This window comes from Gardnerella phocaeensis, from assembly GCF_048545075.1.
GTDB classification, from domain to species: domain Bacteria; phylum Actinomycetota; class Actinomycetes; order Actinomycetales; family Bifidobacteriaceae; genus Bifidobacterium; species Bifidobacterium vaginale_J.
In genome coordinates, this window is sequence record NZ_JBKQXS010000002.1 from 150,317 (window position 1) to 172,326 (window position 22,010).

The window sequence follows — 22,010 nt, forward strand, 5'->3', positions numbered from 1 at the left end:
AATTGTGTCTAAAACACAAAATCATTTGGTGAAATAAACGAAACGCGAGACGAAACTGTCGAAAACACCAAACCAACCGATAATATCGACAAAATACGAGACGAAATCAGCGGAAGATGCACAAATCGCAAATAATTGCGCAAACCGCATCTTCCGCAATCTTCCGCAATCTTTTGCTACTTTACAATTCCCTATCTTTAAGGAACCACCAATCAAACGGCTTCTCAACTAGGTAGTAGACGTTTGAATCATCCGGAGCTGGAGCAAAAGGTACAGGCTTATTAAATTCAGTTGGGACAAATGGATTATGCCTCACATCTCCATCTTTTGCCTCAACTGTTAGCTCTGATTTACTGTAATATTTAGGATCTCTGCGCAAAATAAACGGACGATCCATATCCGGTTTAGTCTTTCCTTTGCCCTTAAAGAATCCGTTTGCTTCTAGTTCGTCGAGCTTTGCATTAACCGGAACAAGAACGAAATATGCGCGCATTCTATACGTTATACCCTTGTTAGCTCCAGGTATTTTCTCGTAACCAGGTCCGTAACTTGAATAAAGAGGATTCTTATCTAAATCTTCATACGAAACAAATTTTCCGTTAATGCAAGGTCCTGCAGGCGAAGTGTATATTTCATTGCCGCAATAAGGATCACCGCCATCGCGGAATATATCAACCATTCCCGTGTCACCAAATAGCAACGTATTTTGCATAGGAAGTGAATTATGTTTTTCACCGTCGTAAACTTTGATTGCGCTTCCTACGAGGTTTTGAGTAAACTGCCACATTCCAAAACTGTGATAATACTGTGTCTTATCGTCGTTAACTAAATCATCCATAGCATGTGGCCCGTGAAGACGTAGTGAACTATTTTGTTCTGGATCGTCGCGGTCCATGCTACTTCCAGGTTCAAACTCTAAGCAATCTCCCGATTTAGTGCACCATTTTCCAACAAACGGTGTAAGTGTTGATACTTCAACTGTAGTGAGATTTTCGCTATAGTACTTTTTTGAAGTAAACATTTTCTTAGTTTCAGAAGCATCAGCGCCATAATAAAGCGTTATGTCGGAATCTCCCCTATGTGATTGCCCTAATCCAGGATTAGACCCAACAATTTTGCCTAAGTGTTTTCGAGATGAATACTTTGGTACGAGTCTAACTTTGAATCCTTCATCAGACATCATTTTGTAAGCTTCATCTTTATCTTTGTCGAATAATTCAACAGGAATAGACTTGCCGCTGTCAGGATATTTATCTTCTTCGCCAACGCCTATGAAAATTTCTTTATTTTCATCTAAAGGCTCTCCTGGCATTGGGTTAGTTGCAGCAATTTTTCCAGGATGAAGTGAGGCTACTTTGTAAACTTTTACTGGAACTCCCATTGATTTTAATAGAGGCGCTGCTTCTTCAAGAGTTTTTCCAATCACTCCCTTTGCTGGTACGCCAGGTCCCTTGGATTCAACAACCGTTACAACGCGATCCCCGTGAATAACTTGCCCAGGTTTTACGTTTTGATATCGCGCAAAATTACCTGGTTTACTTCCTCCGAAATCTTTTATTACGTGAGTTTCAATACCTTTTTCTTGCAGTTCACGTACAACATCTTGCGCAGATTGTGAGGTTTTCGCTTTAGGTACGACTATGCGATCAGTTGGCGATGCTTTATGAAAACGCGAAGAAGTAAAGAAGAAGATTGCTGCAGCAATAATTGCAACCGCTGCTATAACGCATGCGCTTATAATAATTAGTTTGCGATTTTTTATAAGCGGAGTTGCATATTCAGGCTGAGCTATTTGAATTCCGGGCTGCATTACTTCCGTAGGCTGCTCTACTCCAGTAGGCTGCATCACTTCAGTAGGCTGCTCTACTCCAGTAGGATGCATCACTTCCGTAGGCTGCGATTGTTCAACATTATTACTGTATGAAACAGAAGCCCCACAGTTACCGCAGAATTTTTCTCCAGGAATAATATTATTCCCGCAATTTGCACAAAACATTCTCAACCTTCTTCGCACAATTTAGTCTTTACAACAAATCTACACTCACAGCTCACCCAAAACAAAGCACTTAGCAAAAGCACCTAACACAAAGCACCTAGCAAAAGCACCTAGAACAAAGCAACTAGCACAAAGCCGCGTGAAGAGTTGTAGCAGAACCGTCTGTAAGACTTGCCACCTGGTCGATTGCAACGCGAAGACGCTCATCATCGTTAGTACACTCGTTCCAATCTCCCACGAATACTTCCTCCATTGCATCGTGCGAGCGCGGCGACTTGCTCATAAATACTTCTACTAAATCCGTTAAAATTTTCTGTTCGCGCTTATAAACTTCACGCTCGCGAGGAGCGATTATAAAGTGCACAGCTAAGCTTTTCAGCATCACAATTTCGTAGGAAGTATTTTCCGGAATCACAAGGTTTGCACGGTAGCGAACAAGCGGACCGTTGCCATAACGCTCACGCGTAGCGTGCTCAACAGAGCTTGCAAAACGACCAATAAGAGCACTAGTAATATTTTTCAACTGCGCTAGCGCTCGTCGAGAACCGTCGAAAGAATTAGGAAACATGTGAAGCGAGCGCAAACGTTGCAAAGCAGCCAAAAGTTTATCTACATTCCAACGCTCACCATACCATGCATGGGTTTCTTCAATAACTTCATCTACAACTTTTGAATCTGCAACTAAAGCCGGATTAAAAGCGCCGGTTACAATCGCATCCTCAATATCGTGCACACTGTAAGCAATGTCGTCTGAAAGATCCATTATTTGGCATTCCATTGGTTTTGCTTCGCATGGAGCACCAATTTTCAGCCATTCAAACACATCTCGATCATCCGGATACACGCAGAATTTCAAATCGCGCTCGCCTTTATCGTGCGCTTTTGCTTCTTCTAATCCCCACGGATACTTCACTGCAGCATCTAATGCTGCGCGCGTAAGATTTACTCCTGCACTACTGCCGTTTTCACGAAAAACTTTCGGTTCCAAGCGCGTAAGTAAGCGAAGAGTTTGTGCGTTTCCTTCAAATCCACCAATATTTTTCGCTAATTCTGCGAGCGCGCGTTCTCCGTTATGACCAAATGGTGGGTGCCCTAAGTCGTGCGATAAGCAAGCGCAATCAACAACATCCGGATCGCATCCAAGCATTGCTGCAATTTGCCTACCAATTTGCGCAACTTCCAAAGTATGTGTCAAGCGAGTGCGAGCAAAATCATCCGAACCTGCAACTAAAACCTGGCTTTTTGCACCCAATCGACGAAGAGCAGACGAGTGTATGATTCGCGCGCGATCTCTTTCAAAAGGCGTTCTCGCACGAGTGTGATGAGGCTCACTCGCCCAACGCTCAGTGTCGTGCAAATCGTATTCGCCAACGACCTCATTATCTGATGCAATTACTTCGTCGCACATACAACACCTCTTTTATTTGCAATTAAGGCTATTAATAACCTTCTAAAAACCAAGCATTAACAAGCTATATAAGACTTTTTGCGTCCAATTTTGCAATATCGCTAGAAGATAGCACTTCGTAAGCGTTGCGGTAAAGGCGCGGCACGCGAGGCCCGATTCCAGTCATGATTTCGTAGCTGATTGTTCCTGCAGCTTCTGCCCAATCGTCTGCAGTAGGCTCAGCAAATTCCACGCCTCTTCCAGGTCCAAAAAGCGTTACACTATCGCCTTCTCGAACGCCTAACTCTGAAGCATCGCCTTTTAAATCAACTATGAACTGATCCATGCAAACTCGCCCAGAAACGTTCAAAATTCGCGCACCTTTATTGGTTTCTACTCTCACCGGTCCGCCCTGCTTATCAACATGACGAGCACCTTGCATATCAAATCCGGAAGCAGAACGCAAAATTCCGTCAGCGTAACCAAGCGGCACAATAGCAGTACTCGTATTATTTGGAGTTAAATACGTGCGCCCGTAGGAAATTCCATGCCCTTCTTCTACAGCTTTTACAGTGCCAAGTTGCGCTTGAAGCGTCATAGCTGGTTGCAACCCATAAGTTTGCGAATCCCCCATTGCAGGATCCGGCTCGTATCCGTACAAACCAATTCCTGGTCGAACGAGTTCAAAACGAATTTCAGGACGGTTAAGCGTTGCAGCAGTATTCGCTAAATGGCGGATTTTAGGAGCAACCGATGCTTCTTTCATGCGTTTCGTAAACTCGTGGAATTGTTGGATTTGACGGTCGGTTGCATCTACAAATTCCGGAACGTCAGGAGAATCTGCCACTGCCAAGTGACTCCATTGACCAATAACCTCAATCACGCCTTCGTTAGAGTATTGTTGCAATTTTTCTAAAGCGGCACTAAAACCTTCTGGAGTGAAACCGTTTCGTCCAAAACCAGTATCGACTTTTACGTGCACGCGCGCATGTTTACCTAACTTTCGTGCAGCAAAAGCTACAGCATTAAGCGAGTCAATAGAGCCTACTGAAATATCGATATCTTCTGTAATCAAATCTGCAAATCTCGTAGTTGGAGCGCTAGTAAGCCAAGTGAGAATATGACAACGGCTGGAATCAATACCAGCTGCACGCAAACGTAACGCTTCGTACGGTTGAGCTGTACCAAGCCAAGTAGCGCCTCCAGCTAAAGCAGCGAGCGCACTAGGAATAAGCCCGTGACCGTATCCGTCTGCTTTTACGACTCCCATAACTTCCGGAGCATTCTGACCAGGCTGCAAATCTTTACTAACTCGCGCAACCAAAGTGCGCATATTGTCTCGAAGCGCCTTCAAATCGACAATTACCTGCCCAGGGTATACGCTTAACGCGCGAGCATAGTTTGCTTCTAACATTGCCGCATTACTTGCACTATTACTTGCCGCATTACTTAAATCTGTACTCATAACTCACCTAACCGATTTAGTATGCTTTTAATGCTACATGCTCTTTTGCATACTCTCTATAAGCTTTTTAAGAACACATGCGCATTTCATATGACATGATTAAGCGTTTGCAACCATTGGTATGCAATACGTACTGCACTGTGTGCGCGATCTGGAATAACGACCAACCCACAACGACTAAAACCTGCACGCGTAATTACTTTTTGCATAATCACGTTATCTGGATGCGTGTCAATGCGCACATTATTATAGTTTTCTTGCACCCAATGCAAGCATGCTGTTGCCATTTTTGGTTTTATTCCCGAAGACGCTAAGCGGTGAATTGTTACATAAGGAGAAATATCATCAAGCCACGCACCGTCAATACTGGCATACACTTCATCAACACCTTCGCATAATGCGAATTGCGCTAGAATACGCTCGTTATGCGATTCTGGATCCTCGTCAACAATCAAATAGAAACGTTTTAAACGAATATCCTCAATAACACTTGAAACAAGTGGAAAACTATTCCCCCACTGATGAGGATTGCCTGTAACACGCATAAATTTGCGAGCATTTTCATAAATATGCTCAATATTTCGCAAGTCACCAAGAGTTGCTTTTCTTAATGTTATATCTTCCATGCCAACCTCAAAAGAAACCAAATAAAACTACGCAAAATTACGCAAAACTAGCTAATTATTACTTACACAAGTTTGCGCTCAAAAGGATCCGAGCTAATTCCCTTCGCTAGAATATCTTTACACCATTGACTAGCACCAAATAAACTGTGGTCTCTATAGTTGCCGCAAGATTCAATAGTTGTTGCAGGAACATCATCCCAGGTGGCATTAAACGCAATAAACTCAAGAGATTCCTTTAAAGCGCGCGCCACATCTTCTGTGCTGTGTTCGCCCCAAGTTAGCAGATGAAAACCAGTTCTGCAACCAAAAGGCGAGCAATCAATATAGCCATCAATGCGCTCGCGAAGTAACACTGCAATCATATGCTCAATTGTGTGCAAAGCTGCAGTAGGAATCGCTTCCTCATTAGGCTGCGTTAAACGAATATCATAGTTGGAAATAACATCCCCATTGGGACCTTTTTGCGTATTGATATAACGCACATAAGGTGCTTTCACTTTAGTATGATCTAGTTCAAAACTTTCTGGTCTAGGTCTAGACGCATCCTGCTTATTCATAAGTATTCCCTTCACTTAACTACACAATAAACAATGTACTCTTTAACGTACTGATTACTTCTATAGTAGACGGTAGTTGCCTAATTAGTTGAAAGATTTATTAGTTGAAAGATTTATTTACATGATTGCTGCGTTTACAAGAGCACGAGTGTAGTCATTTTGTGGATTATTGAGCACATCATTTACACTGCCACATTCCACAACTTTTCCTTCATTAAGAACAATAACTCGCGTTGCCAAATGCCGAATCATACCCAAATCATGACTTACAAATATGCATGACATGTTTTTACGCTCAGAGCGAATGGACGCAAAAGCATCTAGAATGCGAGTTCTTTCCGCAACGTCAATTGCACTCATAGGCTCATCGGCAAGCAAAACTCGAGGATTATTGATTAATGCGCGAGCAATACAAACACATTGCGCTTGACCGCCAGAAAGCTCGTGAGGGTGACGTTCCAAAAAATCTTCAGGTTTTAAACCTACTAATTTCAGCATTTCGCAAACACGCTGCTCAATAGTTGCATCGTCTAATTTAAGCGATTTTCGCCATATTCTAAGAGGCTCAGCAACACTTTTTTGAACTGTCCAGCGTGGGTCTAATGCAGCAAACGGATGCTGAAATACAAGCGACGATTCGCGTCTCATAAGCGTACAAGCATTTTTATTTACTTCTAATAAATTGGCATTATTTACGATTTCACCGCAATAAGTAACGTTTCCTTCGCAAAGAGTTTCAAGCCCCAACATAGCGCGTATAAGAGTTGTTTTGCCGGAGCCAGATCCGCCAATAATCGCCAAAGATTCGCCAATATTAAGATTTAAATCTACACCGCTTAACACTTCAGCACGAGTTTTTGCGCGACCTAAAGTAACGTGAATATTTTTTGCATTTATAAGCGAATTTTCTTCACTGTTGCCAATATGGGAATTAAATTCCTTAAAATCAGCGTTTTCAGAATCAACGTTTACAGAACCAGTATTTACAAAATCAGTATTTGCAGAACCCACTTTTGCAGAATCCAAATTTTTAGAACCTAAATTTGGCGCTCTAAAAGTCAACTTTTTAGCAGCGCTCACTAATTGCTTAGTCGAAGAAATACGCGGATTATCAAGCAAATTCTTAACATTTTCGCTATCGACCACACGCCCAGAATCGAGCACATAGCAACGATTAGCAGCATGCGAAAGCACAGAAAAATCGTGCGTTACAAAAAGCATTGAAGCGCCCATATCATCTACGAGTGAAGCAAGCATTCGCACAACTTCACTTTGCGTAACCGAGTCAAGCGCAGTAGTAGGCTCATCAGCCAAAATTAAACGCGGAGAAGTAATCAAAGCTGTAGCAATACCAACTCGCTGCTGTTGGCCTCCCGAAAGCTCAAATGTGCGTTTAGATGCGAGATTTTTCGACAACCCTACTTTTTCAAGCATAATGCATACTCGATTGTGAATATCGTCATCATCTAGATTGTAATGTATTCGCAAAGGCAAAGAAATTTGTTTTTCAACGCTTAACATTGGATTAAGTGCTCTATTAGCTTGCTGAAATACTACACCAACGTATTTTCCGCGAATAGAAGCTAAATTTTCATCTTTTGCTTTAACTGTTTGAAGATTGCCAAGCATACAAGAGCCTGAAATTTCAGCATTTGACGGCAATAATCCAGTTATAGCTCGAATTAGCATAGATTTGCCAGAGCCAGAAGAACCAACTAAGCCAACACGCTCACCGTCAGAAATCTCAATTGATACGTTGTCAAGAATTAGTTTTCCGCCAAGTTTTAGCGTGAGATTTTGAATATTTAAGCTCATTTTTCCCCTACTTTATTCGCACTTTTTGATGAAGGATCTAAAACTTTGCGCAATACGTCACCAAAAAGATTAAGAGCAACAACAACCACAGTCACAATCAAACCTGGCCAGACAACCGATAAAGGATTTACGTGAATTAACGAAACAGAAGTAGCCAACACGCGCCCCCAGCTAGGAACTCCAGCAGGAACTCCAATACCCAAGTATGTTAAGCCGCTTTCAGCCAAAATAACAGTTCCTGCAGAAAGAGAAAGCTCAACAAAAGCAACAGGAATAATATTTGGTAAAACATGATGAATAAGAACATATTTACGAGAGGAACCTTGCAAAACAGCTGAAGTCACATAATCAGATTGCAACGCAAGCTGCGCACTCGGTCGTACAATACGTGCTAAATTCAAGCCATAACCAGTTCCACAAGCAATAACAATCACAACAACACTAGCTCCAAACGGAACTGCAAGCATAAGCGCAATTAAAACAGTTGGAATAGAAATCAATGCGTCAACAGACATAATGCTTATTGTGCGAACAATTTGTGAACTAGAAATCATAAAGCTCAAAACAATAAACCCAACACAAGCAGCAACTAGAACAGTAGAAAAAACGAGAATCAGCTCAATTCTTGAACCTGCCATAAGCCAACTAAGCATATCCGAACCAGTGCCATCCGTGCCAAGCCAATGCGAAAAAGACGGTTTCTGCCATACTTTAAAACCGTTAGTTTCTAAAAGTGAATACGGAGTCCATAAAAGCGAAAGCAAAGCAACAAAAAACCATATTGCAAACGTTAAACACACAAATTTACCGAAAGTAGCATTCCATACGCGCTTAAATAAAGTAGATTTTACTTTGATACTTTTTTTAGACATATTGCACATAAAAACTCACCTTATTCGCATGTTAGATTCAACAATAGGAAATTAATTCAAACTATCTTTAGATAACCTAGGGTCAAGTAGTCGGTGCGTAATGTCAACCACAAAGCCGATTAGTAAGAACAGCGCAGCAAGCATAAAAAGCTCACCTTGCACTGCAATTAGATCGCGCAAACCAACATCTCGAACCATTCCCGTACCAATACCCGGTAAGGAGAACAGGTTTTCAATAACCATCACGCCCATAACCATATGAGCGAAAGTTAAACCAATAACAGATACGAGTTGAGGAAGAGCAAGTCGCAAACCAACACGCCACACAACTTGTTTGCGAGTCATTCCGCAAGCCATAGCTTGAGAAGCTACTTCACTTTTAACAATATTTTCAACAGTTGCAGCTGTGTAACGCATAAAACTAGAGCCAACAATAAGTCCGACTGTAAGAGCCGGAATAAGAAGAGACTCAAAAGCTTCAGAAAATTCGCTCCAGCCATCTGTAGGGAAACCTTGAGTTGGCAGCAAGCTGAACACGCCAATACCGCGTCCTAATAGCAAAATAAGTAGCATGCAACCCCATAATGCTGGAACAGAGCCTGCCGTAATAGCCAAAAAGCGCGTAATTGCCTGTGAAAGTTTGCCTTCATGAGTAATTTGCAAACATCCAAGCGAAATACCAACTACTAAAGCAATAAACAGACCCAAAAGAATCAGCGGAAAAGTAATAGAAGCACGCATCGCAATAGTTGAACTTACAGAACGACCAGTCAACATAGACACACCAAAGTCACCGCGGAAAACACCACAAATCCAGTCAACATACTGCGTAAAAAGTGGTTTATTAATACCAAGTTCTGCTCTAAGCTCCTCTACTTTTCCGCGAGGAGCGTTTAAGCCGGCCATAACTTGCGCAACATCGCCCGGAAGTACACGTAACGATATGAAAATAACTACAGAAATGCCAAGTAAAGCAAGAATAAACAGCAATACTCTGTAGCAAATCATACGAAACATAAAATGCCTCCTTTCTACGTTCTTCTAGTCGAAACGCACCACAAATACACAAATTCGGACACTAGTGCAGTTTGCGAGCTGCGCGCGCTTTGACCGAGCTTGAAATCAACAGGATTTCAAGCTCCTTCAAAGCGTGATTTGGCTCAATTGTGAAGCACGGTGTGCTTCACATGCCAAATCATCCGAACGGCTATGCCGTGAGGAATATGCGCGAAAGCAGGTCGTCAGCGCACACAAACCACAACCAAATTCCCAATGTGCCCACATGTGAGTCTTCCCTGCCTTCGTCAATCGAGACGAAGGCAGACCTCGCTTGCGTTGAAAGCACACTGTGCTTTCAACTTGAGCAAGCTCGGCGCTCCGAATTGTCTTCGCGCGCTACGCTCTATGCGCGAAGGCAGGTCGTCGCGCACAGCTAACACAAAATCAACTAAGTCGCAGGTTGTATAGCGGCAAAATCTCTTGATTCATGTCAAAAGGCATTCCTTCAAGATTCTTCACTTTCGCAGTTACAACGCGATAGTTAAACAGCCAATCAGCAGGAGCCTCCTCGCTAATAATTCGCGCAGCTTTAGCAAGCAATTTATTTGACTCTTTAGGATCCGCACAAAGCATAGCTTTAGCATACAAATCCTGGACTTGCTTATTGTCGTATCCGTAGTAATACGTAGGATCCGCCCACTGCCCAAAATCATGACTCTCATTGTGATCAACCATCGACAAATCATACTGCTTATTCTTATAAACATCCTGAAGCCAAGTAGTAAACTCAACAATATTAACTTTCAAATTGATTCCAATAGGCTTCAATTGCGAGCGCAGCTGATCGCCAATTTGCGTGCCGTAAATATTCGGATAAGTAAGCGTCAAATCCATAGGATGCGATTCGTCAAATCCAACTTCCTTCATTAACGCCTTAGCGCGCTGCAAATCATGCGGATACAGCTTAGTTAAATCCTCATAACCAGGGTCAAGAGAAGGAATTGGACCGCCAAGAGCTAAATCCGTACCGCCACGAGATGCAATAATTTGCTTGTGATCAATCGCGTAACGAATAGCTTTGCGCACGCGCTTATCTTTAGTACGTTCGCCTTTCATATTCATAGCTAGAACAAATTTATCTGTGCCATTACCTGCACTGACATCGTAACGCTTGGAATCATCTTTAAAAGGCTTAGCAAGTTGACCAGAAATAGGAGCTAATGCTTGCACAGAACCGGAAGAAAGTGCGTCAACCGCTGCGTTATCGTCAACAAAATAACGAACTACTATCTTATTGGTTTTCGCACGATGAATGCCTTTATAACGCGGATTTGCTTTTAAAACAACGCGATCATTTGGCACAAATTTGTCAATTAAATACGGTCCAGAACCGACTGCTTGAGTTTTTGCATCATACTTTGCGTTTTTATCAAAAACTAAACCTGAACGACTGCAAAGTGCCCACAAAAGCTTAGCATTTGGCTCTTTAAGCGTAATCTCAAATGTGTAATCATCTTTTGCTTTAGCAGACTCAACTTTTCCAACCATGTTAGAGCCGCGATATTTTTTAGCAATAAGCTCGTTAAATGACCATTCTGCATCATGCGCAGTAAGCTTATTGCCATTAGAAAATACAGCACCCTTACGCATGTGGAACGTGTAGCGCAAACCATCTTTACTTATTTCCCAGCTTTGAGCTAACGAAGGAACTACCTGATTAGTAGCATTGCGAGCAACTAAGCCTTCATACACATTACCAATAAGCAACTGGTCAAGCGCTGAACCTGATTGGTTACGGATATCAAGATTCGTAGGAGCTAGCTTTAGACCTATAGATACAGTTTTGTTCGAAATTTCCGACGCTGAATTTGATTTATTTGGTTTATTAGATGTAGTAAGAGTTGCAAAAATTGCACTAAACACTACTATAAAAACAATAGCTAAGCTAAATAGCCACATCTTGCCCATTTTGCGTTTTGAGCCGGAAGAAGCATATTTTTCAGCTTCATTCAACGAAGAGTCAGTGCTCGCAGCGAAAGAAGTGCTTTTGTTAGCTTCATTATTAGTTTTACCGGAGAATTTTTCAGTCGCGCCGTTTTCTTCGTGCACGCTTTCCTCAGGTTTGCTGTTAGCCATACCATAAACCTTTCTTAATGGCATATAAACATTATTTATTTGTTATTATTTATTTTTTATTTATTCTTTATTTATTTTTGTCTTATAGCTCGCCGCTTTATTGGAAATGCATATTTGCAAACATAACTATTTGCATACCACATAAACCCAAATACAAGTCGACGGCATTACTAATCGTAGTCGATTGACAAGCCAGGCTCACCTATGGCGCGTCCAAAAAATCAAATCATATTTTGTATATTTTTGTAATATTTTTATACAAATACATATGAGATATATCCTACGAATGTGGTTAAATTCCAACAGAACGTAAACTTGCAAACGTACGCAATAATCGGCATAAGATTAAAACGTAGAAGCGCGCAAATTCACGAAATATTAAGATGCATACACGTATCTAATATGTTAAAAGCTCATATGTTAAAGCTAAAGCGAGGAATGATGGCTGAGAACTTGAATACTACGGTAACTGTGAACGAATCCTCGGATCCGCAAAACAAAAGCGGCGAAGACCGTACAGCATTGAACCGTCAATTGGCGCAAATGCTTAAAGGCGGCGTGATTATGGATGTCACCACCCCAGAGCAGGCGCGAATTGCTGAGGATTCTGGCGCGTGCGCAGTTATGGCTTTGGAGCGTATTCCTGCTGATATTCGCGCAGCCGGCGGCGTTTCTCGTATGAGCGACCCAGCAATGATTCACGGCATTCAAGAGGCTGTGTCTATTCCTGTTATGGCAAAATGCCGTATCGGTCACTTTGTTGAAGCGCAAGTGCTTGAGGCTATTGAAATCGATTACATCGACGAAAGCGAAGTGCTCTCCCCAGCCGACGACGTGTATCACATCAATAAGCGCGATTTTGCTGTGCCTTTCGTTTGCGGCGCTAAGGATTTGGGCGAAGCTTTGCGCAGAATCAACGAAGGTGCTTCCATGATTCGCACTAAGGGCGAACCTGGAACTGGTGATGTGATTCAGGCTGTACGTCACATGCGCATGATGAATTCCGCAATTCGTAAGCTTACAAGCATGCGCGAGGATGAGCTTTTTGAAGAAGCTAAGAATTTGCGCGTGCCTTTCGAACTCGTAAAGTACGTTGCACAAAACGGCAAGCTTCCTGTTGTTAACTTCGCAGCCGGCGGTGTTGCTACCCCAGCTGATGCTGCTTTAATGATGCAGCTTGGCGCTGAAGGCGTGTTCGTTGGCTCCGGCATCTTTAAGTCTGGAGACCCAGCAAAGCGCGCTGCAGCAATCGTTAAGGCTGTTACTAATTACAAGGACGCCAAGATGATTGCTAAGCTTTCCGAGAACTTGGGTGAAGCTATGGTTGGTATTAACGAGCAGGAAATCAAGCTTTTGATGGCTGAGCGAGGCGAGTGATTTTGTCAAACTCACCTACCAATACTGATAACTACGCTCATACTGTAGCAGTTTTAGCTGTTCAAGGTGCTTTTCTTGAACATCGCTTAATGCTTGAAAAATTAGGTGCGCGCGTTATTGAGCTTCGTCAAGCGCGCGACTTGGAGCAGTCTTTTGACCGCTTAGTACTTCCTGGCGGCGAAAGCACTGTGCAAGCTAAGCTTCTTCGTGAGCAAAATATGCTCGAACCTTTGCGCGAGCGGATAGCAGGCGGAATGCCTGTTCTTGGCACTTGCGCAGGTTTGATTTTGCTTGCGAAGAACGTGGAAGGTGACGAAGTAAACGGTTTTGGCACTTTAGACGTAACAGTTAAACGCAATGCTTACGGACGTCAGCTCGGAAGCTTCCATTGCGAGGCTGAGTTTGGCGAGATAGGCAATGTGCCGATGACGTTTATTCGAGCTCCTTACATTGCAGAAGTAGGCTCTAACGCCAAAGCTCTTGCAACTGTTGACGGTCACATTGTTGCCGCGCGCCAAGGTAACCAAATCGGCACATCCTTCCACCCGGAGCTTGACGACGATACGCGAATCCACCAGCTTTTCCTGGATTTGTAATCTAATCCGTAAGCAATCCGTAACTCCGGCAAATGTGGTCAAAAACAGGCAAAACGACAACATTTGCCGGAAATTCTCCCGCAAATGTTCCTGAAGCTTTGCAGTTGTGCTTCTGCGAACGGCGAGTATTTGCTGCTTAGAGAACTTTAGCATTAATGCTCTGCTGACGTTGAGTCTTTATTGCCTAGAGAACACTAACATCCGTGCTGCTGCACACATCACGTCAGGCACTCCTACCACACCAAAAACAACGGTGGGTGAATTTACGAGTGTGAGATAGGAATTGCTTGGTCGAGCAATATAAAAGCGGAACGATAGTAATATCTTTTTGACAAATAACTACTTCTGCAGAAAAAGTAAGTAAAAAACTAAACTTAACTATGCAACCTATAAGTTCAAGTAAGGTATAAGAGCGGAGCGCTGTCCTCACAGCTAATTGCCGTTCGGCTGAGCTTGCGTTGAAAGCACACTGTGCTTTCAACTTGAGCAAGCTCACACTCCGAGTTGCTTTCGCGCGCGCAATGCTGCGCTCAAGCATGTCGTCGCGCTAGTAATTCCTATATCACACAGACACGCAAGAAACCCGCCAGCCAAACACGCACCAAAGTCGCACTACCGCACTACCGCACTACCGCAGGTTGCGCTGATAAATCGAAGCCATACCTTTGAAAATAAGATCCGGATCGTAATAGTCAATCGATTGCACGTCATTTTCAAAAAGCCTACCCAAGCCACCAGTAGCAACTACCTTAAATGGCTCGTCTATTTCAGCTTTAAACTGTGCAATTGTGCGCTCAATTCCACCCAAGAAGCTGTAATATAATCCAGCTTGCATTGCGAGTTTAGTAGATTTTGCAAGAACAGACTGCGGTCTAGCTATTTCCACTTCCGGAAGCTGAGCCGTGTTATCCCAAAGTGCAGCAGCGGCAGTACGAATTCCTGTGCAAATAAGTCCGCAAGTAATCGCACCACTTTTATCTACATAGTTGTAAGTTGTTGCTGTACCAAAATCAATAACTAATACAGATCCTCCATACTCACTAAACGCGCCAACGCAATCAGCTAAACAATCCGCTCCAAGAGTTCTTGGTTCATCAATGCGAATATTCATGCCGGTTTTAACACCAGGACCTACAATCATAGGATCGATATGAAGAAATTTGATAATACCAGCACGGAATGAATGCATAACTTTCGGCACAACAGAAGCAACGATAACATCTTCAACATCGCTTATTTTAAATCCGCTTAAATGCAAAAATTGCGCAATCATAATGCCATACTCGTCTGAAGTATGATTAGACTTTGTTGTCATACGATAAGTGCCAACAATTCGGTTATTTTCCAAAAAACCCAGCACAATATTCGTATTACCAATGTCTACTGCTAATAACATGTGTGCCTACTTTCTATATTAGCATTTAGCGGATTTAAGTTAATTTGCAATCACGTGCGCACGTATTGTATGTGTATTTATACTATCCTATTGTATTTATACTACTTTTGCTAATAATCTTACTTTTACGCAAAATTAAGCTGCTTTTACGAAATCACTTAATTTAATAAGTTACGTTTAATAAGTTACGTTTAATAAGTTACGAAATTATCTAACTACAAATCCTTGATTGTAACCATATTCTTGAAGATCTTTTTCCCACAATAAAAGACCATCTTTTAAAGAAATGCGCTTACCAGGATCATCTGGAAGCCACAATTTACTTCCATCATCTCGAGTAACACCAGCATCAATCATAGCTTGCACGTTTAATCTAGCTAAAGATTTAACACTCCAGCCATATGCTTGACCCATAGTTGCTCTAAAATCACTTCGCGAATAAACCTCAAAAGGCAAATACCTGTATCCCGTATCTACGCGATTAGCGGCATCTGCGAATACACGATTAAACTTCTGTCCGCCAAAATAAGGTATATCAATGCCTCGTGAATCGCGAATAGTAGTTCTATCTAAAAATGACTTATCTCTAAGCGTAACAACATCTGCAGGAAACGCTCCACCATTGACACGAGTACGAATTCCATGCATATCGTGACATACAAAATTCACAAATCGCATTGCTGCTTCAGGCTTACGGCTCGATTTAAGCACAGATAACGAAGAGCCACCCATTTCTGCATTACGCTTTTCGCCGTGCATAGTTGGCACATTCGTAACTTTCCACAATCCTGCAGTTCCAGGCACATTTTCCAAAAGCAAAGACGGCATCCAAGCTCCTGAGAAGACAGAAGCAATCTTGCCAGCTCCAACACCGTTCTTCCAGCGTTGACTCCAAGTTGTAGTTCTAATGTCAATCAAGCCTTCATCAATCATTGATTGCCAGAACTTTGTAAACTCTTCAGTACCCTTATCTTTACTCAATCTAACAGTAACTGTTTTCCCATCATGAGAAGTCATAAACGGGTGTCCGCCTGCAAGCCAAATCATAGCGTTATAAAAACTCGCGTCACCTGAGTCTGACGCAATATACACACCGATATCTTTAAGCTTACGAGCAGCCTGACGGTAATCTTCCCAAGTGTGTATTTTTGTGGCATCTACACCAGCCTGCTTAAACACGTCATCATTATAAAACCAAGCCATTGGGCCAGAATCCATTGGCAAACCGTAAATGCGTCCACCAAGTTGCACAGAAGACCATGTTCCAGGAGTATAGAAAGTGCGAGTATTTTTCACACGATCAGTAATATCTAAAAGCTGTCCGCTTACAGCATATTGCGGAAGAGCAAAATATTCTAATTGAACAATATCCGGCATACCGTAGCCATCTTGAATAGCGCTATTAAGATTGCTATATCCGCTAGTATCTTTTACAGTTACGTGAACATCCGGATTATGTAGTTCAAATTCTTCAGCAAGTCGCTTCATGCTTGGTTCCCAAGACCAAACACTAATTTGAGTTCTAGAATCTTTAGTTCCGCATCCGCAAGAAAACAGCAAAGAAAAAACACAAAGTAGCGACAGAAGCAAGCGCGAAAAATGATTGCGCTGTTGCAAAATTCTTGCAAATGCAGACATAAGATTTGCCATCCGTTACTTTGTGTTACTCAACGTTGTTATGCGCTTACTCAACAGTTACAGACTTTGCAAGATTACGAGGCTTATCAACATCATAACCTTTTAACTTTGCCATATCCATTGCAAATAATTGCAATGCAACTACATCTACAAGAGGACTTAGCAAAGTCGCGCATGCAGGACGCCAGAACACAATATCTGCATAGCGAGAAGCATCTGGATCACCCTCTTCTGCAACAGCTATAGTGAAAGCTCCGCGCGCTTTAACTTCTTCAATTCCAGAAATAACTTTCGCATGAAGCACATCACGACCGCGAGAAGATGGCACAATAACAACTACCGGCTCACCTTCATCTACAAGCGCAATAGGACCATGCTTAAGCTCACCTGCAGCAAAACCTTCAGTAAACGTATACGCAATTTCCTTAAGCTTCAACGCACCTTCTAGCGCAACAGGATAGCCAACATGTCGACCTAAGAAAAGGAAAGATTTAGCTTCTAGAGTATGCTCAGCTGCTTTCATAATTGATTCAGATTGCGTATCAAGTACGTGCTGAATTTTATCCGGCATCTCTTTTAATTGCGCAACTATTTGCTGAATTTCATCACGATACATAGTGCCTTTTACTTGCGCCAAAAACAGGCCAAGCATATAGGCTGCAACTATTTGCGCAACAAAAGCTTTAGTAGACGCAACTGCTATTTCGGGACCTGCATGCGTGTAAAGAACTGCATCAGATTCGCGCGGAATGCTAGAACCTTGAGTATTGCAAATCGCGAGAACACGACTACCTTGCTCACGAGCATGACGCAAAGCCATAAGCGTGTCCATTGTTTCACCAGATTGCGAAATAGCAACAACTAATGTGCGATGAGTCAAAATAGGATCGCGATATCTAAACTCATGAGCTAATTCAACTTCTACAGGCACACGAACCCAATGCTCAATAGCATATTTTGCAACTAATCCGGCATAACTTGCAGTTCCGCAAGCAACAACAATAATTTTATCTATTGAACGCAAAACATCTTGACTAATATGCACCTCATCTAGCACAATATTTCCTTGCGCGTCAAAGCGACCGCGCAAAGTGTCAGCAACAGCATGTGGATCCTCATGAATTTCCTTATCCATAAAGGAATCCCAACCGCCTTTTTCTACTGCAGAAGCATCCCAATCAACCGTAAAACAAGTAGGATTTTCAACAATATTATTGTCAAAATCAGTTAGAAGCAAAGATGCTTTGCCACTGCCATCTACATCTCCAATGCACACAGCTTGATCTTGACCAACTTCCAAGACTCGATCCGTATAAGCAACAAAAGCTGCAACGTCAGAGCCAAGGAAATACTCACCGTCTCCAAGACCTACAACCAAAGGCGAATCGTGACGAACAGCAGCCACAATACCTGGCTGACGAACGTCAACAGCAAGTAATGTGAAAGCTCCCTTTAACATTTTTGCAGTACGACGAAGAGCTGTGAATAAATCCGGCTTACCAGTTTCGTCTACAATATCATTCGCAATTTTGCCAAGTAATTTTGCAGCAACTTCAGTATCTGTTTGAGAAGAAAATTCGTATCCTTCTTCGTGAAGCTGTTCTTTTAATACAACAGCATTTTCAATAATGCCGTTATGAATAAGCGCAATTTTGCCATCTGCACTAGTATGAGGATGCGCATTAGTGTCACAAGGAGCACCATTAGTAGCCCAACGAGTATGACCAATAGCTGCACTCGCTTCAGGCATAGGATTTGCATCAATATCGTTGCGAAGAACAGATAAACGACCAGCTTTCTTTCGCACAGTCGCACATTTCATCCCAGGAGCAACTAAAGCTACACCCGAAGAGTCATATCCGCGATATTCTAGACGCTCTAACCCACCTAAACAAACTTCTAAAGGTTTTGCACAAACTTTTCCAAAACCTGCGTATCCTACAATGCCACACATAATCTTCTATTGTACGTTATGCGAGCGAGCGCACGCCAGAGAAGCACACAAAAACTACGCAAAACTACATAAATAAGATACGTTTCTTACGTAAATTACAATACGTGATTTAGGAAATCTTTAAAACGATCAGTTTGCGGATTAGTAATAATATCTGCGCTACCCTGCTCAACTATGACACCGCCATCCATAAACACAACCTGATCTGCAACCTCACGCGCAAAGCCAATTTCGTGAGTTACTACAATCATAGTCATGCCATCTTTAGCAAGATTTCGCATAACGGTTAACACTTCACCTACAAGCTCTGGATCTAGCGCAGATGTTGGCTCGTCAAATAGCATAATTTCCGGTTTCATAGCAAGAGCGCGAGCAATTGCAACGCGCTGCTGCTGACCGCCTGAAAGCTCTGCAGGATAATGGTTCATACGCTCATCCATGCCGACTCGCTTTAGCTCTTCAATAGCTAAATCGCGCGCTTCTTGAGCTTTCATATGCATAACATGAACAGGAGCTTCCATAACGTTTTCTAAAGCCGTCATATGAGGGAATAAATTAAAACGCTGGAATACCATGCCAAGCTTTGCACGCTGTTGAGCAATTTCTTTGTCGTTAAGAGCCTGCAGGCACTTCTCACCTTTATACGTTACTTGCTTTACGCCGATGCGCTCGCCATAAATACTTATACTTCCTGCAGTCAAAGTTTCTAGTTGATTAATTAAACGCAATAACGTCGATTTTCCAGAACCGGACGGACCCAAAATAACTGTTACGCTACCTGGGTTCACTGTCATGTTAATACCGTTAAGTACATGCAATTGACCGAAAGATTTTTGCACATCGTTAATAGCAACCGCAGGAAGATTAGATTTTGCTTCTACCATTTATTCACATCCAATTTGTTTGTTTCATGCAAAATTTAAAGTTTACAAAGAAAAATATTTAAAAATTTAAGCTATTATGCACTTATTTAAGCATTAAATCCGAGCATAGCAGCATCATTTCGTCCTTTAACATTTTTCCGTTTAGCATCTAATGATTGATCGCCGCGCTGATCAGAATCAGTATTAAGTTGAGCATGTTTTACAATATCTCTTGCTTCAAAGCCTTTAGCAAAATGCTTCTCGAGCATGTATTGCAAAACCATCAAAATGGAAGTGATAATCAAATACCAAATACTCGCAACAAGAAGAAGCGGAATTGGTTTATAGATACGGTTAGCAATAGCGTTTGTAGCAAATTGCAATTCAAGAGTAAACGGAACTGCAAGAACTAACGAAGTCGTTTTCAGCATACCAATTGTTTCGTTACCAAGTGGAGGAACAATAATACGCATTGCTTGAGGAAGAATTATACGCCTCATAGTTAAAGCTCTACCCATTCCAAGAGCCTTAGCAGCTTCAACTTGTCCGCTATCTACGGCTTCCAATCCTGCGCGAACAATTTCCGACAAATAAGCGGATTCATTCAAAGACAAACCAACTACAGCAGCAGTAAGAGAAGTCATAATTACATTAGAATCGATAGACCAAAATTCTACAGAAGTAAAAGGAATACCAATACTAATTTTCGGCACAAGAACTGCAAACATGCCCCAAAATACAAGCTGAGTATAAACAGGAGTACCACGGAAAAACCAAATAAAGAACCAACTTACGCCACGAAGCACAGGATTAATTGACTTACGCATCATCGCTAAGCCTACAGCAAGAACGATTGAAATTACCATAGCAATTAGCGTAAGAAGCAACGTCCAGCCAATACCAGAAAGCACGTTATCGCTTATTAGATATATTCCAACTACTTCCCATTCAAAACGAGGGTTGGTAATAATACTGTAAAGAAGCGAACATGCTATTACAGCTACAATTACTCCAGCAACAATAGGTCCCGGCTTTTTTACTGGCAAAATACGTTCAGAGTTATCTACTCCGGACTTGCTCTTAGAAGAGTTACCAATTAAAGAATTCAAAATATGCTCCAATAAGTACGTTTATACAAAACAGCAAAGTAACGAAACAATCTGAGTCGAGAATTAAATCACGACTCAGATTAACGATATCATTTTAAATAATTATTTGATTATTTGGTAGCTAAAGTTTTATCGCTAAAGTTTTATAGTTTTGGATTAACTACAGACTTTTCAATAGCAACATCTTCAACGCCCCACTTCTTCAAGATATCCTTGTAGACGCCGGACTTCATAAGCTTATCAATGCCAGCTTTTACAGCCTTCAGCATCGCTGTATCACCCTTTTTAACAGCCGCTCCCATTGGCTCAGAATCCTTGCTGTTTTCCAAAATTTCAAGCTTTCCAGGATTCTTAATTGAAGCGTAACCTGCAACAGGAGTATCTGCATACATAACGTCAGCGCGACCGGAAATAAGTGCGGTAGTTGCGTCAGTTTGATCCTTGAAGCTCATGATTTCAAGAGGCTTATCTCCTTTAGCTGCGCACTCTTTCTTTGCTTCTTCCATAATAGGTTCGCCAACAGTACCAGTTTCCAAAGTTACTTTCTTGCCACAAAGGTTCTTTGGATCTACCTTAGTAGGATTTCCCTTGCGCACTTCAAAAGACAAACCTGCGTTTGCGTAAGTAATAAAGTCTACAGACTTCATACGTTCAGCATTTACTGTAAAACCAGAAATACCGACATTATATTTGCTTCCTATTGCTGGAATAATTGAGTCGAACTGAGCATGCATAATTTTTGCTTTTAAGCCCATGACTTTTGCAAGAGCCTTCGAAAAATCAATTTCGTAACCTACAGGAGTTTTACCGTCTGCAGCAAAGAATTCTGCAGGAGCATAACTTACGTTTACACCAACAGTTAGCTCTCCTGTTTTCGCAACTTCTGCTGGAACTAATGCTGCAACAGCATCATCTTTTTGCACATGACTTACATCATAGCTACGAGCAACATCAGGGTCTGCTTTTTTAGAATCAGCAGGTCCACATGCAGCAATACTGCCAATCATTACTAAAGATGCAACAATAGCAACAGGTTTCATAGATTTAAACATGGTTCTTCTCCTCATTTATTTACTAAGAATTTATAATTTGCATTGATGTGTATAACTATACACGATAACACTACAAATTCAACAGCCTTTTATGCGATTATTGAATATACGAAGATACTCATACAGTGCATCTGCGCAATAATTATGCTTTTTATAAACAAAAACTGTATAT

The 22,010-nt window shown here is 41.9% G+C and carries 17 protein-coding genes; 2 read left to right on the forward strand and 15 right to left on the reverse strand.

The window, feature by feature from the left end; genetic code table 11:
* Positions 1-181 precede the first annotated feature (181 nt).
* From ACJV2T_RS03445 to ACJV2T_RS03485, 9 genes are all read right to left on the reverse strand, one after another.
* On the reverse strand, positions 182-1,996 hold the full coding sequence (locus ACJV2T_RS03445; protein WP_419399151.1) for a PASTA domain-containing protein: 1,815 nt from the start codon (positions 1,994-1,996) through the stop codon (positions 182-184).
* Between the two features lie 124 nt (positions 1,997-2,120).
* Positions 2,121-3,404 carry a deoxyguanosinetriphosphate triphosphohydrolase gene (locus ACJV2T_RS03450; RefSeq protein WP_419399152.1) on the reverse strand — a complete coding sequence of 428 codons (1,284 nt, stop codon included), beginning with the start codon at positions 3,402-3,404 and terminating at the stop codon, positions 2,121-2,123.
* Positions 3,405-3,468: 64 nt separating this feature from the next.
* Positions 3,469-4,848, reverse strand: coding sequence for an alanine racemase (gene alr, locus ACJV2T_RS03455; protein ID WP_419399153.1), 1,380 nt, complete (start codon positions 4,846-4,848; stop codon positions 3,469-3,471).
* Positions 4,849-4,934: 86 nt separating this feature from the next.
* Positions 4,935-5,474 carry a GNAT family N-acetyltransferase gene (locus ACJV2T_RS03460; RefSeq protein WP_415687873.1) on the reverse strand — a complete coding sequence of 180 codons (540 nt, stop codon included), beginning with the start codon at positions 5,472-5,474 and terminating at the stop codon, positions 4,935-4,937.
* A 62-nt stretch (positions 5,475-5,536) separates the two neighbouring features.
* Positions 5,537-6,031 carry an S-ribosylhomocysteine lyase gene (locus ACJV2T_RS03465; protein ID WP_004118906.1) on the reverse strand — a complete coding sequence of 165 codons (495 nt, stop codon included), beginning with the start codon at positions 6,029-6,031 and terminating at the stop codon, positions 5,537-5,539.
* A gap of 117 nt (positions 6,032-6,148) precedes the next feature.
* Positions 6,149-7,846, reverse strand: a complete 1,698-nt coding sequence (locus ACJV2T_RS03470) for an ABC transporter ATP-binding protein (protein WP_419399154.1) — start codon at positions 7,844-7,846, stop codon at positions 6,149-6,151.
* Positions 7,843-8,727 carry an ABC transporter permease gene (locus ACJV2T_RS03475; protein ID WP_415683784.1) on the reverse strand — a complete coding sequence of 295 codons (885 nt, stop codon included), beginning with the start codon at positions 8,725-8,727 and terminating at the stop codon, positions 7,843-7,845. Before ACJV2T_RS03475 ends, ACJV2T_RS03470 begins: the two co-directional genes overlap by 4 nt.
* 42 nt (positions 8,728-8,769) lie before the next feature.
* Entirely contained in the window at positions 8,770-9,735 is a 966-nt protein-coding gene (locus tag ACJV2T_RS03480) for an ABC transporter permease (RefSeq protein WP_391495911.1), read from the reverse strand.
* Between the two features lie 426 nt (positions 9,736-10,161).
* Positions 10,162-11,853, reverse strand: coding sequence for an ABC transporter substrate-binding protein (locus ACJV2T_RS03485; RefSeq protein ID WP_419399155.1), 1,692 nt, complete (start codon positions 11,851-11,853; stop codon positions 10,162-10,164).
* Positions 11,854-12,294: 441 nt separating this feature from the next.
* On the opposite strand from ACJV2T_RS03485, the gene pdxS reads away from it, so the two are divergent.
* The gene (gene pdxS, locus ACJV2T_RS03490; protein WP_076002965.1) at positions 12,295-13,230 is read left to right on the forward strand and encodes a pyridoxal 5'-phosphate synthase lyase subunit PdxS; all 936 of its coding nucleotides are present in this window, start codon (positions 12,295-12,297) and stop codon (positions 13,228-13,230) included.
* Positions 13,227-13,826, forward strand: coding sequence for a pyridoxal 5'-phosphate synthase glutaminase subunit PdxT (gene pdxT / locus ACJV2T_RS03495; RefSeq protein WP_419399156.1), 600 nt, complete (start codon positions 13,227-13,229; stop codon positions 13,824-13,826). The genes pdxS and pdxT overlap by 4 nt, the downstream gene beginning before the upstream one ends.
* Before the next feature lie 628 nt (positions 13,827-14,454).
* On the opposite strand, the gene ACJV2T_RS03500 is transcribed toward pdxT, so the two are convergent.
* The 6 genes from ACJV2T_RS03500 to ACJV2T_RS03525 form a co-directional block, all read right to left on the reverse strand.
* Complete coding sequence (locus ACJV2T_RS03500) at positions 14,455-15,222, reverse strand: type III pantothenate kinase (protein ID WP_119526278.1); 768 nt, start codon at positions 15,220-15,222, stop codon at positions 14,455-14,457.
* Between the two features lie 207 nt (positions 15,223-15,429).
* Positions 15,430-16,860 (reverse strand): ABC transporter substrate-binding protein, encoded by a 1,431-nt coding sequence (locus ACJV2T_RS03505; RefSeq protein ID WP_415687653.1) that lies wholly within the window; start codon positions 16,858-16,860, stop codon positions 15,430-15,432.
* A 46-nt stretch (positions 16,861-16,906) separates the two neighbouring features.
* Entirely contained in the window at positions 16,907-18,814 is a 1,908-nt protein-coding gene (gene glmS / locus ACJV2T_RS03510; RefSeq protein ID WP_415687624.1) for a glutamine--fructose-6-phosphate transaminase (isomerizing), read from the reverse strand.
* Positions 18,815-18,909: 95 nt separating this feature from the next.
* The gene (locus ACJV2T_RS03515; protein ID WP_119526272.1) at positions 18,910-19,698 is read right to left on the reverse strand and encodes an amino acid ABC transporter ATP-binding protein; all 789 of its coding nucleotides are present in this window, start codon (positions 19,696-19,698) and stop codon (positions 18,910-18,912) included.
* 86 nt (positions 19,699-19,784) lie between these two features.
* The gene (locus tag ACJV2T_RS03520) at positions 19,785-20,786 is read right to left on the reverse strand and encodes an amino acid ABC transporter permease (RefSeq protein ID WP_419399157.1); all 1,002 of its coding nucleotides are present in this window, start codon (positions 20,784-20,786) and stop codon (positions 19,785-19,787) included.
* Between the two features lie 143 nt (positions 20,787-20,929).
* Positions 20,930-21,838, reverse strand: a complete 909-nt coding sequence (locus ACJV2T_RS03525) for an ABC transporter substrate-binding protein (protein ID WP_419399158.1) — start codon at positions 21,836-21,838, stop codon at positions 20,930-20,932.
* Positions 21,839-22,010 lie beyond the last annotated feature (172 nt).